The following is a 12947-nucleotide window of genomic DNA, read 5'->3' on the forward strand; positions in this document are numbered from 1 at the left end:
GCACTCCTCACACCCACCACGGCCAGCCCACCCCACCGACCCCGCGCGCCTCCCCCTCCCCCCGATCCCCCTCTTCCGCCAGGTCGTCCAAGAGGACTGGATCGACTACAACGGCCACCTCAGCGAGGCGTACTACGTCCTGGTCTTCGGCTTCGCGACCGACGCCCTGATGGACGCGTCCGGCCTCGGCGCCGACTACCGCGCGCGCACCGGCCGCTCCCTCTACACCGTCGAGGCGCACGTCCGCCATCTCGACGAGGTCCCCCGCGGCAGTCAACTGGCCGTCCGCACCACGGTGCTGGGCGTGGCCGCCAAGAAGCTCCGCGTCCTCCACGAGATGTACCGCTGTGATCCCGCCGGCGAGCCCAGCGGCGATCCCGTGGCGACCGAGGAGCTCTTCACCCTCCACGTCGACCAGCGCCAGGGCTGCGCCGTCCCGTTCCCCGACGCCACCCGCGACCTGCTCGCCGCCGCCGTCGCACCGGCGCCACGGTGGGCCGGCCACGGGATCCGCCCGGTCGGCGCCTGACCGGGCGCTGCGCCGCGCGCCCGGCCGGCGCCCCGAAAACGGCATGCTCCGCGGCCGCGGTTGTGCTCTGATCACCGATCATGCACCCCATGCGAACTCCTCTCCCCGATACCTCCGATCTGCCGGTCAGGATGGAACGGAACCTGGCCGAGCACGCCTGCCACCTGCACCGGAGCCTGGCCGGCGCGACCGTCACCGAGACCACCGATCTCCTGGTCGCCGACAGCGGCCTCGCCGACGACACCTTCAACGTCGTCGCCGCGGCCCGTTTCGCCCCCGGCGCCGCTCCCGCACGGATCTCCGCGACCGTGCGGGCGGTGGCCGGGATCGGCCGCCCCTTCTCCTGGTGGGTGGGCCCGGCCTCGACACCGGCGGACCTGACCACGCTGCTGTCGGCCGCCGGGCTCCCCCCGTCCGCCCACGAAACGGCCATGTGGGCCGCGCTCGACGACACCCTCCCTCCGCCCTCGGCCGATCTGCTCGACATCCGGCCGGTGACCACCCCCGATCAGCTCGCGCACTACGCCACGGTCCTCGCCGCGAACTGGAACCCGCCCGCCGACACCGTCCTCCGCTTCTACGACCGAGCCGCCCCGCAGGCACTGGCGGCCGACTGTCCGGCCCGCTATCTCGTCGGCTACGCGGCGGGCCGTCCGGTCGCCTCGGCCGAGGTCTTCCACCACGCCGGCGTCGCCGGGATCTACAACATCTGCACCCTGACCGAGCACCGCCGGCGCGGTTACGGCACCGCGCTCACCCTGGCCGCACTGCACGCGGCCCGCGCCGAGGGCGCCGACGTCGCCGTCCTCCAGGCGTCCGCGGACGGCGAGCCCGTCTACCGCCGGCTGGGCTTCCGCCCGTGCGGCCGGTTCACCGAACACGCCCTCACCCCCCTGCCCCCTGTGCCCAACACCCGTCAGGCGGCAGGGAGCTGAGCAGCCCGTATCCGTCGAAGCCCGTGAGCCGTTCCCGGCTCATCCCTTCGTGAGTGCCGCGGCCACGCGGAGTGTCATCTGGCCCTGTGTCGCGTCCCGGTGCGTGGGGTTGAAGGAGAACACCGCGCGGCGCTGCTGGTCGCGGGTGGCGACCATGAAGGAGCCGTAGCCGTACCGCTCGCCCGTCTTGCCCCAGAACGTGATGCCGTTCATCGTGACGGTCTGCAGGCCGGCGCCGTAGCGGGCCGGGCTGCCGTCGATCATGCTCACGCCGGCGGGCAGGGTGCACATGCGCTCCAGGAACGGCCGCGGCAGCAGCGTGCCGGAGAACAGTGCGGTCAGGAAGCGGTCCAGGTCGCCGGTGGTCGATATCATCTCGCCCTCGCCCCAGGCGGACGTCTGGTCGTAGTCGGTGATGTCGAGCAGGCTGCCGTCGGTCATCCGCAGATAGCCGTGGACGTGCGGGCCGTGGATACGGACGTCCTTGCCGGGCACGGAGGTCTGCCGCAGACCGAACGGGCGCAGGATGCGGCTGGTGATCACTTCGCCGTAGCGGCGGCCGGTCAGCCGCTCGACGAGCAGGGCGAGGAGCACGTAGTTGATCCCGCGGTACTCCTGTTTGCTGCCGGGCGCGAACTTCATCGGGCCGGACGCGATCTGGGCCACCAGTTGCTCCGGGGTCCATCTGTCGTAGCGGTGGCGGGCGATGGCCTCGGGGGTGGAGAGGTCCGGTACGCCGGCACCGGATTCGTCGGGCAGGCCGCTGGTGTGGTTCAGCAGCTGGGTGGCGCTGAGGGAGGGGAAGGCGGACGGGAGGAGGCCGGGGAGGTAGCGCTGCACGGGCGCGTCGAGCACGAGCCGGCGTTCGGCGGCCAGTTGGAGGATCACCGTGGCGACGAACACCTTGGTGATGCTGCCGATGCGGAAGGTGTCGTGCTCGTGGACGGGCCGGCCGCTCGCCCGGTCGGCGACGCCGGCGGTGCCGTACCAGCTGCCGGCGGAGCCGGTGACGCGCAGCTGTGCGCCGGTGGCCTCGGGATGGGCCAGATCGGAGATCGCGGTGCGCAGGGCCGTGACGTCCAGCGGCGGCAGCGGAGTGGGCGGGACGGGCGGGTGGGCGAGCGGCCGGGGCGTTGCCGCGGTGGCGGCACGTGCCGGGCCGATGGCGGTGAGTGCCGCCGCGCCGGCCAGTGCCGCGCCGACGACCGCTCGCCGGGAAAGGCGCGTCGGGCCGAAGGGCGGGGAGGAGCGGGACGGGACCGGGGCAGGGTGGGCGGATGCCGCTGCGGAACGCGCGGGGAAAGTCGGGTCTGAAGCCATGTCCGAAGTCATGTCCGACACTGTGCCGATGGCGGGGCTCGCCGGCCTCAGGGATCTCCCTGAAGCCGTCCCGGATGCGACCCTGAGGGGGTACCCGTCCGACTCACGAACGGAGATCAGGGTGATGTCCACGCAAGGCCATCGCATCGAGATCAAGCACGGCACCGAGCACGTCCGGGTGGTGGTGGAGGGGCAGTTGCTCGCCGAGAGCCGGCAGCCGCTGCTGCTCTTCGAGACCGGCTGCCCGGTGCGGTACTACCTGCCGCCGGAAGATGTGCGGATGGATCTGCTGACGCCTTCCACGACGCACACGGTGTGCCCGTTCAAGGGCACCGCTTCCTACTGGTCGCTCGAACAGGGCCCTGAGGATCTGGTCTGGGCCTACCCCGAGCCGCATGCCGAGGTCGCGGAGATCAAGGATCACCTCTGCTTCTACGAGGTGCAGTTGGGCTAGCGGGGGCGCCGGCGCCGCCCGTGCCGACCGGACGGCCCGGCCGCGGCCGTCCGGGTCCGCCGCCGTGCTCCGCGTGCCGTGGGGAGCCTGCCGGTCTCGTCGGGCCCCCACATGACCCATGGGCCCCATGGCGACGCCGGTCCCCACGGGGCGCACAATCGAAGGGTGAATGCCCCGGAGGACCATCGACAGCGCACCCGGTACGAGGAGGGCGGCGCCCCGGCGCCCCGCTCCCGTGATCGCGACGAGCAGGGGCGGGCCCGCAACGCCCGCCCGCGGGACGGGCTGGGCCGGCCGCTCCCCTACGGCTCCGCGGGTGTCGCCCGGCAACCGGAGGGGGTGTCCCGCACGCCGGACGAGTCGCTGGCGGAGGCGCAGCGGCTGTTGGACGCCGGGATGCCGTTCCATGCCCATGAGGTGCTGGAGGACGCCTGGAAGGCGGCTCCGGAGGCCGAGCGGGAGCTGTGGCGGGGGCTGGCCCAGCTCGCGGTGGGGCTCACGCACGCGGCGCGCGGCAATGCCGCGGGTGGTGCGGCGCTCCTGGGGCGGGGTGTGGCGGCCATCGCTCCGTATGCCGAGGCCGCTCCGTACGGAATCGACGTCGGTGGGTTGTCGGCCTGGGCGCGTGGTCTGATCGGCCGTGTGGCCACTTCCCCGGAGGGCGGGCCGGCGGGGCCGGTCTCAGCAGCCGGGGCGGCTCCCCGGCTGCGCGGTTGAGTACCTGAGGGCCCGCGGTGCCGCGGGCCGTCCGGTCGGTCGGGTTCCCGCCTGGCGTTCGGCGGGTCAGGAATCCTCTCCGTCGTCGTCACCGGGGCCGCTCCGGCCGACCGGTTCGGAGCGCGCCACATGGTCGAAGCCCCAGTCCAGCAGCGCGCCGGCTTCCTTGTAGACGCCGTTGAGCTCACCCGACTGGGGGTTGAGCACGGTGGCGATCAGGGTGTGGCCGTTGCGGCGGGCGGCGGCGACGAGGGTGTTGCCGGCTTTGCTGGTGTAGCCGTTCTTGACGCCGATGATGCCGGGGTAGCGGGACAGGCCGTGCGAACCGACCAGTATCCGGTTGGTGTTCTCGATCTGGATGGATCCACCGCCGGCGGCCGGGAAGGCGACGCGGGGGGTGGAGCAGTAGCGGGCGAAGTCCTCGTTGGCGAGGCCGGCGCGGGCGAAGACGGTCAGGTCGTAGGCGGAGGACACCTGGCCGGGGGCGTCGTAGCCGTCGGGGGATTTGACCGTGGTGTCGCGGGCGCCGAGTCGGCGGGCGGTCTGTTGCATCTCCCGGGCGGTGGCCGACCAGCCGCCGTTCATGGCGGCGAGGACGTGCACCGCGTCGTTGCCGGAGCGCAGGAAGACGCCGTTCCACAGGTCGGCGACGGTGTAGCTCTGTCCTTGGCGGACGCCGACGAGGCTGCTGCCCGAGCCGAGGCCGGCGAGGTCGCCGGCGCTGACCTGCCGGACCCGCCTGGCAGGGAACTTGGGCAGGACGGTGACGGCGAAGAGGGTTTTCAGGGTGCTGGCCGGAGCGAGTTTGCGGTGCGAGTTCTTGGAGGCCAGCACTTTGCCAGTGTTGACGTCGGCGACCAGCCAGGCCAGGGCGCTGAGGCCGCCCGGCAGGTGGCGTGCGGGGGCCACGGCCTGACGGGCCGTCGGTGCGGCGGCGGGTCGGGCGTCGGCCGGTATGGGGCTGAGGGACACACCGGCGGCGGCGATCATTGCCAGCGCACCGGCCTTCTTGGACACAAGCGCGTCGAATGCCATGAGGTCACGCTAAGGAGGGTGCGCGGTGGGCGCAGCGCGGATGCGCCAGACGGGCCACGGGGCGGTGATGCGCCAGGGCGTGTCCGTGAGGTCCTGTCTGCCGTGCGGCGCGCGGTGCGCCCGCTCGCCGTACCGGGCGGACGACGGGACGTCGCGGACACGGCCCAGGAATGTGCGCAGTCGCAAAGAGGGACCCGCCCGGTGCGACGGGGGATGCACACCGGGCGGGTCACAGCACTTTTCTACCTCATGACTGAACGGTTACGCATCAAAAACTTGTGCGTTCCCGGATTACCAGGCCACCGGCAGCGAAATCAGGCCACGTGCTCGAATTGTCCGCCGGTGGTGCACTTCGTCCCGCGGGACGTCGAGGCGCAGGTCGGGAAAGCGGCTGATGAGCGCGTCGATGGCGGTCTCCGCCTCCATCCGGGCCAACGGTGCGCCGAGGCAGTAGTGGATGCCGTGCCCGAGGGCGAGGTGGCCCGACAGCTCGCGGGTCGGGTCCAGCCGGTCCGGGTCGGGGAACCGCTTCGGGTCACGGTTCGCGGAAGCGATCGAGAGCAGCACGCTCTCGCCGGCGGGGATGCGGACGCCGCCGATCTCCACGTCCTCGACGGGGAAGCGGCGGATGGCCAGGGCGGCCGGTCCGTCGTAGCGGAGGAACTCCTCGACGGCGGTGGTCAGTTCGGCTGGATTTCGGCGCAACGCGGCGAGTCGTTCGGGGTGATCGAGGAGGGCGAGGACGGCGTTGCCGATGAGCTGGACGGTGTTCTCGTAGCCGGCGAAGAGGATGAGGAAGGCGAGGGAGGTCAGTTCGTCCTCGCTGAGCCGGTCGGCTTCGGTGCCGTCCACGGTGTCGTCGCGGACCGCGATGAGGTCCGAGAGCAGGTCGTCGCCGGGTTCGGCGCGCTTGGCGGCGATCAGTCCGGTGTAGAACTCCAGCATCGCGCCGATCGCGTGCTTCATCGCCTCCGGGCGGCTGGGGTCGGGGGTGATGAGCGCGTCCGACCAGGCCAGGAAGTCGCGGCGGTGCTCGGCGGGGATGCCGAGCAGATCGCAGATGACGGTGATCGGCAGCGGTCCGGCGTAGTCCGCGACGAGTTCCGCGCGGCCCTTGGCCGCCATGGCGTCCAGCAGGTCGTCGGCGATCCGCCGGACGGGGGCGCGGAGCGCTTCGACGCGGCGCGGGGTGAACGCCTTGACGACCAGGCGGCGGATCCGGGTGTGGTCCGGCGGGTCCATGTTCAGCAGGTTGGCGTCGAGGGCGGGCGGCAGGGCGAAGCCACGATAATTGCCGGGCGTGGCATGCCGTTTGTCGAGCGAGAGCCGGGGGTCGGCCAGGGCGCTGCGGACGTCGTCGTAACGGGTGACCAGCCAGGCGGGCTGCCCGTCGGTGCCGGCGATCCGGTGCACCGGGCCGGCCTCGCGCAGGGCGGCCAAGGCGGCGTACGGGTCGTCCAGGAGCGGGGTGGTGTCGATGCGGGCGTCGGGGCCGGTCTCGGCGGTGTTCTGCATGAGATCCGAGCCTATGTCCTGTCGTGACATTCCCGTCTGCCTTGCGACGGGAATGTGACGACAGGACCTAGGCGGTATCCGTGGAGTGCCGCCCGCAGGGTGCGCCGGGCGGCACCGGCCGCGTGGGCCGGTGCCGCCGTGCGCGGAGCGGGAGGCCCGGACCCCCGTACCGGGCCACCCCGTTCGTGGGGTCGCGGTCAGCTGCGCGCCGTGGCGCTGCGCTGCCGCAACTCGGTGAGCACGGTTTCGATCAGCGGCGAGTGGTAGACGTCCGCGACCAGTGCCAAGTGCTCGTATTCGGCGGTGAGTCGGATGGCTTCGTGGCCCTCTCCGACCACCACGCTGTCGGCCCCGTGGGCGGGGACGTGGCCGACCGCGCGGTTCTCCAGGCCGCGTCGGAGGGCCGCCGCCTCGGCGACCGCGGCCAGTTGCCGGTCATCCAGGGAGACCGCGCGGGCGCGTTCGCGGACGATGTCGATGGCGTCGGACTCGACATGGCGGCGGATGCCGCGTTGCACGTCGCGGATCTCGGCCATCTGGCGGTTGGCGCGCCATTCCAGGTCGGCGAAGGGCCAGCGTCCGGACCACCGGGAGTCGTCCATGGTGACCTCGGGGGTCTGCGCGGTGACGGTCCGCCAGAGGGGCGTCAGGCGGCGCAGCCGGCGCCAGGCGGCGACCCGCGGGCCGGCCGCGGGCAGGGAGAAGCCGACGAGGACGAGGATCGCGGCGACGGAGGCGCTGAGCGGGGCGACGCCGTTGGAGAGCCAGAGCGCCGGATGTCCGGCCCATGACAGGGCGAACCCGATGACCTTGCAGGCGCAGTAGACCAGGCCGAGCCAGCAGCCGGCGGCCAGCACCCGCAGTCCGCGGGCCAGCCACGAGCCGCCGAGCCGGGCGGCGTAGCGCGGGCAGAGCGTCCCCAGGCCCGCCAGGCTCGCCCCGAAGATGGCCAGATAGAGCACAAGGAAGAGCATCACGCCGGGAGCGTCGGTGTAGGCGGTGCTGAAGTCCCGGGGATGCTCGACGGCGTCCGGGCGGCCGACGGCGAAGCCGGTCACGGCCACCGCCCACAGCAGCGCCACCGCGCCGACCGCGGCCCGCGCCCTGGTCCGCGCCCGGACCCGGGCTGCCTCGCCCTCGCCCGCCGTCCAGCGGAGCAGCAGCACCAGGGCGCCGGCGGCGAACACCACGACGGAGGAGTAGAGGAAGACCATGGCGAGGTTGGCGACGCCGACCAGCCGGTCGAATTCCCGGTAGAGGCTGGGTGCGGAGAAGAGGAAGACCGTGGCCACCCCGCCGGTCATCACGCAGGCGAGTCCGAGGTCGGTGTTGGAGCGGTCGCGGAACCAGGCGACCGCCTTGTAGGCCACTAACGCCCAGGCCGCGGCCCCGAAGCAGAGGTAGACGACGTCAAACACCGGCTTCCTCCTCCGGCCCGGTGGCCTCCTGCTGGCGGCGGATGTGCTGGAGGGCGGGCCCCAGTGCCGCCGCGACCTCTGCGGCCGGGCCCTCCAGCGGGAGTTCCCGCTCCACCGCGGAGGGCACCACGTGCTCCATCAGGAGCGTGCCGAGCACTTCGGTCTCCCGCTCGGCGAGGTTGTCGTAGCCGTGGTGCCGGGCGAAGCCCATGGTCAGGCCCATCCGTCGCATGGCGGTGGCGACGTCCACGGACGGGGTCCACATCCGCAGCGCGTCCTCCGTGACGGCCGGGTCCTGGGCGTGCCCGAGAAGGAGGTGGCTGAGTTCGTGCAGCACGATGTGGGTCTGGTGCCAGGGGGAGGTCTTGAGCTCGTAGAAGACCCAGTAGCCGTCGTCCGTGGTGGCGGTCATTCCGGAGACGACCCCGCCCAGGCTCATCGGCACCAGGTGGACGGGCCGCTCCACCCGTGCCGCGACGATGTCGCAGATCCCCCGCAGATCGGTCGAGGCGGGCAGCCGCAGCTCCTTGATGAGCTGCTTGCACCGCCTGCGCATCTGCCCCACTCGCATGCTCGTCCCGTCCTCGTGTCCGGCCCGCCGCCAGGTAGTGAAGATCCGGTCGCGCTCAGCGGTCTGTATCGGGCCGTGCGCCACGCCGATCACCACCCTGCTCCGACGGGCCGTCCGGCAGGTTCATCTGCTGGCGGAACTGGGAGATGATCGTCGTCAGACTGTCCTGCACCTCCGGGGGCAGCCCGACCGAGCGCAGTGCGATGGCGCGCACCCGTTGGTCCCGCATGGCGGCGAGGAACCGGACCTCCTCCTCCACCCGCGCGGCCTGCGGCTGCGAGAGGTCCCCCAGCAGGTAGCCGACCGGCACCGCGAAGAACTTCGCCAGCGCCCGCAGGAGTTCGGGGCCGGGGTTGGTCCGTCGCCCGTTGCGGAGCATCGACAGGTACTGCTCGGTGACCCTGACCCCGCCGTACTCCGCCGCCCCCTGGCTGATCTCGTCGGCCACATGGGCGTTGGTGTACGGCGCACCCGGTGGGTGCATGTGCGCGAACAGGTGGTTGAGCCGTTCCGCGAGCACGCTGCCCTCCCCCTTGGGCCGGCTGTCGCCCCCCACTGTCATCCCCCGTTCAATCCAGCGCCCCAACGAGCAGTTAAGGCCGTTGCTGCCACGTCCCCATCCTGACACGCCGGGAACGCGCCGCACCAGTCCACGTACGGACAGTGAGGAGCCTCGAACTTAACCGCGAGTTGAGTGACATGGCAACAACTACCCGTCGATCATGACGGGACTCACCCCGCATCGGGAGGGCGAGGGCCGAACACATCCATTACGGACACCGGGTGGTCGGCGCGGAGTTCTCGCCCGTCGAGGACTCCCGGGGACGGGTCGTCCACCCGCAGCGGTGCCGGAGGGGCTGGACCGCACGGGCACGCGCCTGGTCGTGATCGGCAGCGGCGCCGAACTCGGCCACGGCACCGCGGCGTTGAACGCGTGGACGGGCGCCGGCCACCTGGCGGCGACCGCCACGTGGGGCGCCTTCTCGGGGCACGCACCGAGCGACGTGCGGAGTGGCATCGCCGTCGTGCACCACGCGCCGCCGTTCGGGGCGGCGGAGCGCGACGTCGGTCACGGCGTGCGCTGCGGACCAGCCGAGTGCGCCGATCCCCGCATGGCCCCAGGAATGATCAAGGGGCCGTTCCAGATTTCTCTGAAACGGCCCCTGACCTGCGACTCTTTCGAGTCGGGACGACAGGATTTGAACCTGCGACCCCTTGACCCCCAGTCAAGTGCGCTACCAAGCTGCGCCACGTCCCGGTGCCCGCTGCGCCGGGGAGTTCCCCGGGCGGTCGTGCACGAGAACAATACCGCATGTCAGAGGGTGCGTGCTGCCATTTCCCGACCGGGGCGGGCGACGGGGCAGGTGGCGGGGCGGGCGGGATGAGTACCCGTACTCATGCGGCGGCGTCACCGCGCGGCCACGCTACGCGCATGACTTCTCCATCGATTCAGCGGCCGACGACCACGGCCTTCTTCGTGCAGGCCGCGCTCTCGTTCGGACTGTCGCTGGTGGCGCTGGTGATCGGGATCGTCAAGCTGCCGGTGGGCGCCTGGGAGCGCTCGTTCCTCGCGCTGGGGCTGGTCTTCGTGGTCTCGTCGGCGTTCACCCTGGCCAAGTGCATCCGCGACCGGCAGGAGGCGACGGAGGTGACCAACCGGGTGGACAAGGCCCGGATCGACAAGCTCCTCATCGAACAGGACGTCTTCAAGCCGGGTCAGCTCTGATCCCGGCCGCGGCGGACCGCGGGTCGCCGATCCGCGGACCGCACCTTGACCTCAAGTTTGCTTGAGGTTGCATGATCCGTCTCATGACGACGACAGCGACGGACCCGACCGCGGCCGGGTCCCTGCCCGGCTCCCGCGGATTCGACGAACTGCCCCGGCTGATGGGGCTGATGACCGGCGACGAGAAGCACGGCCCGGCGGCCACCTCCACCCTCGACGCCCTGTGGGTGCTCTACGACCGGGTGCTGCGGGTCTCCCCCGCCACCGCCGCCGACCCCGACCGGGACCGCTTCCTGCTCTCCAAGGGCCACGGCCCGATGGCCTACTACGCGGTGCTGGCCGCCAAGGGCTTCTTCCCCACCGACTGGCTGCCGGGCTTCGGCACGTACGACTCGCCGCTCGGCCACCACCCCGACCGGACGCTGGTGCCCGGTGTCGAGATCGGCAGCGGATCGCTCGGACACGGGCTGCCGCTGGCCGTCGGCACCGCGCTGGGGCTGCGCGCCCAGGGCCGCACCGGACCGGCCGTGTGGGTGCTGATCGGCGACGCCGAACTGGACGAGGGCAGCAACCACGAGGCGCTCGCCTTCGCCGGCCCGGCCGGCCTGGACCGGCTGCACACCCTCGTCATCGACAACTCCTCGGCCACCCACGGCTGGCGCGGCGGGATTGCCTCCCGCTTCGAGGCCGCGGGGTGGTCCGCCACCACCGTGGACGGCCGCGACCACCGCGCGCTGTACGAGGCGTTCCGCGCCCCGCACCCGGGCCGGCCGCACGCGGTGGTCGCGCGGGTCGAGCCCAAGGCCCCGGCCCGACAGACGGCCCCCGCGCGCGCCGCCTGACCGCACCCGCCCCCGAACACCCCGTCGTACGAGAGGAATTCAGTGATGGACACCATGCGGGAGCGGTTCGCCGCGGTCACCTCGCGGCTGCTGGACGAGGACCCGCGGCTGGCCGTGGTGCTCGCCGACATCGGCGCCGACGGCTTCGCGGACGCGGCCCGGCGGCACCCCGAGCGGGTGGTCAACGTCGGCATCCGCGAACAGCTGTTGGTCGGCGTCGGCGGGGGGCTGGCGCTCGCCGGGCTGCGGCCGGTGCTGCACACCTTCGCCAGCTTCCTGGTGGAGCGCCCCTTCGAGCAGCTCAAGCTGGACTTCGGCCACCAGGGCACCGGCGGGGTGCTGGTGAGCGCCGGCGCCTCCTACGACTGGCCGAGCGGCGGCTTCACCCATATGGCGCCGGGCGACGTGGCGCTGCTGGACACCCTCGACGACTGGACGGTGCATGTGCCCGGCCACCCGGACGAGGCCGAGACGCTGCTGCGCGAGGCCGCCGCGGCCGGCGACGACAAGGTGTACGTGCGACTGTCCGTGCAGGTCAACGAGATGCCGCGGCCGGTGGGCGGGGCGGGGTTCGACACCGTGCGGGAGGGGCGCCGCGGGGTGGTGGTCGCCGTCGGGCCGATGCTGGACAGCGTGCTGGCCGCCACCGAGGGGCTGGACGTGACCGTGCTCTACGCGACGACCGTGCGGCCCTTCGACGGCCGGGCGCTGCGGGCCGCCGCCGGGGCGGCCGGCTCCTCGGACGTGGTGCTGGTCGAGCCGTACCTGGCCGGGACCTCCACCCGGCACGCCAACGACGCGCTGGCGGACCGGCCGCACCGGGTGCTCGGGCTCGGCGTCGGCCGCCAGGAGCTGCGCCACTACGGGCAGCTCGCCGAGCACCTGGCGGCGCACGGGCTCGATCCGCAGGGCCTGCGGGCGCGGATCACGGGTTTCCTGGGCGCGTAGACCCGGATCGTGACGGTCGGTCAGATGTGCTTGTCGAGCCAGGACAGCAGATCGTCCTGGACCTCGTCGCGGTTGGTCTCGTGGAGGATCTCGTGCCGGGCGCCCGGGTAGGCCCGCCAGGTCAGCTCGCGGATGCCGAGGTAGCGGAAGTCCTCCAGGAGTTCGTGGACCAGGGTCATCCGCTGGTGGCAGGGGTCCTGGTCGCCGACCGCGACGTGGATCGGCAGGCCGCGGGGGATGCGGGCGAGCTGGGCGGGGTCGTTGACCTTGCGGATGGCCCGTACCCAGTCCAGGACCAGGCCGGCGCAGAACGGGAAGCCGCAGTCCTCGTCGGCTGCGTAGCTCTCGACCTCGGCGGTGTCGCGGGAGAGCCATGCGTAGCCGGTGCGGTGGGCGAAGGCGTCGTTGAAGGAGCCGAAGGTGCGCGGCAGGAAGGGCGAGGGGTGGGCCCGGCCGTGCGCCGCGATCTCCGCCTCCAGTTCGGTCACCGCGGCGTCGATGTCGAGGCCCGGCAGGGTGCGGAAGGTGCCGGTGAGGATCAGTCCGGCGAGGTCGGCGCCGTATTCCTGGGCGTAGTCGCGGGCCAGCATCGCCCCCATGCTGTGGCCGAGGAGGACGAGGGGGAGGCCGGGGTGGGCGGCGGCCGCGTGGTCGCCGATGCCCTTGAGGTCGCCGACGACGGCCCGCCAGGCGTCCTCGCCGGTCACCCCGCGGCCGCCGGTGGAGGCGGCGGTGGCGCCGTGGCCGCGGTGGTCCGAGGCGACGACGGCGTAGCCGTGGCCGGCCAGGAAGCGTGCGAAGCGGTCGTAGCGGCGGGCGTGTTCGGCGGCGCCGTGGGCGATCTGCACCAGGGCGCGCGGGGTGCCGGAGTCCGGGAGCCAGGTGTAGGTGGCGATGCGGGCGCCGTCGGGGGCTCGGTGGACGTCCTGCTGCATGG

Annotated in this window: 14 protein-coding genes and 1 tRNA gene; 7 read left to right on the forward strand and 8 right to left on the reverse strand. The window is 72.6% G+C overall.

Translation table 11 applies throughout. The features are described 5' to 3' along the window. Window positions 1–64 precede the first annotated feature (64 nt). Together SNOUR_RS48165 and SNOUR_RS08115 are read left to right on the forward strand one after the other, a co-directional pair. Window positions 65–529 carry a thioesterase family protein gene (locus tag SNOUR_RS48165; RefSeq protein ID WP_312635883.1) on the forward strand — a complete coding sequence of 155 codons (465 nt, stop codon included), beginning with the start codon at window positions 65–67 and terminating at the stop codon, window positions 527–529. 131 nt (window positions 530–660) lie between these two features. Beyond that, entirely contained in the window at window positions 661–1464 is an 804-nt protein-coding gene (locus SNOUR_RS08115) for a GNAT family N-acetyltransferase (protein ID WP_067345049.1), read from the forward strand. Between the two features lie 39 nt (window positions 1465–1503). On the opposite strand, the gene SNOUR_RS08120 is transcribed toward SNOUR_RS08115, so the two are convergent. Next, on the reverse strand, window positions 1504–2784 hold the full coding sequence (locus SNOUR_RS08120; RefSeq protein ID WP_099055664.1) for a serine hydrolase domain-containing protein: 1281 nt from the start codon (window positions 2782–2784) through the stop codon (window positions 1504–1506). Between the two features lie 124 nt (window positions 2785–2908). Here SNOUR_RS08120 and SNOUR_RS08125 point away from each other — a divergent pair, with 124 nt between their 5' ends. Together SNOUR_RS08125 and SNOUR_RS08130 are read left to right on the forward strand one after the other, a co-directional pair. Beyond that, window positions 2909–3238, forward strand: coding sequence for a DUF427 domain-containing protein (locus SNOUR_RS08125; RefSeq protein WP_067357877.1), 330 nt, complete (start codon window positions 2909–2911; stop codon window positions 3236–3238). Window positions 3239–3403: 165 nt separating this feature from the next. Then, window positions 3404–3955: a DUF309 domain-containing protein gene (locus SNOUR_RS08130; protein ID WP_067345051.1), complete on the forward strand. Its 552-nt coding sequence runs from the start codon at window positions 3404–3406 to the stop codon at window positions 3953–3955. Window positions 3956–4021: 66 nt separating this feature from the next. Here SNOUR_RS08130 and SNOUR_RS08135 read toward each other — a convergent pair whose 3' ends face one another. The 6 genes from SNOUR_RS08135 to SNOUR_RS08160 form a co-directional block, all read right to left on the reverse strand. Then, a complete protein-coding gene (locus SNOUR_RS08135) occupies window positions 4022–4990 on the reverse strand; it encodes a D-alanyl-D-alanine carboxypeptidase family protein (RefSeq protein WP_312632103.1) in 969 nt (322 codons plus the stop codon). 291 nt (window positions 4991–5281) lie between these two features. Then, complete coding sequence (locus tag SNOUR_RS08140; RefSeq protein WP_067345052.1) at window positions 5282–6505, reverse strand: cytochrome P450 family protein; 1224 nt, start codon at window positions 6503–6505, stop codon at window positions 5282–5284. A 197-nt stretch (window positions 6506–6702) separates the two neighbouring features. After that, complete coding sequence (locus tag SNOUR_RS08145) at window positions 6703–7923, reverse strand: MAB_1171c family putative transporter (RefSeq protein ID WP_067345054.1); 1221 nt, start codon at window positions 7921–7923, stop codon at window positions 6703–6705. Further along, window positions 7916–8488 (reverse strand): hypothetical protein, encoded by a 573-nt coding sequence (locus SNOUR_RS08150; protein WP_079143372.1) that lies wholly within the window; start codon window positions 8486–8488, stop codon window positions 7916–7918. Before SNOUR_RS08150 ends, SNOUR_RS08145 begins: the two co-directional genes overlap by 8 nt. 61 nt (window positions 8489–8549) lie before the next feature. Next, window positions 8550–9056, reverse strand: a complete 507-nt coding sequence (locus SNOUR_RS08155; protein WP_067345056.1) for a helix-turn-helix domain-containing protein — start codon at window positions 9054–9056, stop codon at window positions 8550–8552. A 622-nt stretch (window positions 9057–9678) separates the two neighbouring features. Continuing rightward, a tRNA-Pro gene (locus SNOUR_RS08160) sits at window positions 9679–9752 on the reverse strand. 174 nt (window positions 9753–9926) lie between these two features. On the opposite strand from SNOUR_RS08160, the gene SNOUR_RS08165 reads away from it, so the two are divergent. The 3 genes from SNOUR_RS08165 to SNOUR_RS08175 all read left to right on the forward strand — a co-directional run bounded on the left by SNOUR_RS08165 (window position 9927) and on the right by SNOUR_RS08175 (window position 12010). Beyond that, a complete protein-coding gene (locus SNOUR_RS08165; protein ID WP_174717854.1) occupies window positions 9927–10220 on the forward strand; it encodes a YiaA/YiaB family inner membrane protein in 294 nt (97 codons plus the stop codon). An 83-nt stretch (window positions 10221–10303) separates the two neighbouring features. Continuing rightward, on the forward strand, window positions 10304–11062 hold the full coding sequence (locus tag SNOUR_RS08170) for a thiamine pyrophosphate-binding protein (protein WP_067345060.1): 759 nt from the start codon (window positions 10304–10306) through the stop codon (window positions 11060–11062). Window positions 11063–11107: 45 nt separating this feature from the next. Beyond that, window positions 11108–12010 carry a transketolase family protein gene (locus tag SNOUR_RS08175; RefSeq protein ID WP_067345061.1) on the forward strand — a complete coding sequence of 301 codons (903 nt, stop codon included), beginning with the start codon at window positions 11108–11110 and terminating at the stop codon, window positions 12008–12010. Window positions 12011–12030: 20 nt separating this feature from the next. On the opposite strand, the gene SNOUR_RS08180 is transcribed toward SNOUR_RS08175, so the two are convergent. After that, window positions 12031–12945 carry an alpha/beta fold hydrolase gene (locus tag SNOUR_RS08180; protein WP_067345063.1) on the reverse strand — a complete coding sequence of 305 codons (915 nt, stop codon included), beginning with the start codon at window positions 12943–12945 and terminating at the stop codon, window positions 12031–12033. Between the last annotated feature and the right edge of the window lie 2 nt (window positions 12946–12947).

It is taken from the genome of Streptomyces noursei ATCC 11455, from assembly GCF_001704275.1.
Taxonomy (GTDB): Bacteria; Actinomycetota; Actinomycetes; order Streptomycetales; family Streptomycetaceae; genus Streptomyces; species Streptomyces noursei.

Excerpts from the sequence above, each read along its gene's own strand:
- SNOUR_RS08115 (WP_067345049.1), top strand. The coding sequence starts at position 661 with ATGGAACGGAACCTGGCCGAGCACGCCTGCCACCTGCACCGGAGCCTG.
- SNOUR_RS08120 (WP_099055664.1), bottom strand. The coding sequence starts at position 2,784 with ATGGCTTCAGACCCGACTTTCCCCGCGCGTTCCGCAGCGGCATCCGCC.
- SNOUR_RS08125 (WP_067357877.1), top strand. The coding sequence starts at position 2,909 with ATGTCCACGCAAGGCCATCGCATCGAGATCAAGCACGGCACCGAGCAC.
- SNOUR_RS08135 (WP_312632103.1), bottom strand. The coding sequence starts at position 4,990 with ATGGCATTCGACGCGCTTGTGTCCAAGAAGGCCGGTGCGCTGGCAATG.
- SNOUR_RS08140 (WP_067345052.1), bottom strand. The coding sequence starts at position 6,505 with ATGCAGAACACCGCCGAGACCGGCCCCGACGCCCGCATCGACACCACC.
- SNOUR_RS08155 (WP_067345056.1), bottom strand. The coding sequence starts at position 9,056 with ATGACAGTGGGGGGCGACAGCCGGCCCAAGGGGGAGGGCAGCGTGCTC.
- SNOUR_RS08165 (WP_174717854.1), top strand. The coding sequence starts at position 9,927 with ATGACTTCTCCATCGATTCAGCGGCCGACGACCACGGCCTTCTTCGTG.
- SNOUR_RS08170 (WP_067345060.1), top strand. The coding sequence starts at position 10,304 with ATGACGACGACAGCGACGGACCCGACCGCGGCCGGGTCCCTGCCCGGC.
- SNOUR_RS08175 (WP_067345061.1), top strand. The coding sequence starts at position 11,108 with ATGGACACCATGCGGGAGCGGTTCGCCGCGGTCACCTCGCGGCTGCTG.
- SNOUR_RS08180 (WP_067345063.1), bottom strand. The coding sequence starts at position 12,945 with ATGCAGCAGGACGTCCACCGAGCCCCCGACGGCGCCCGCATCGCCACC.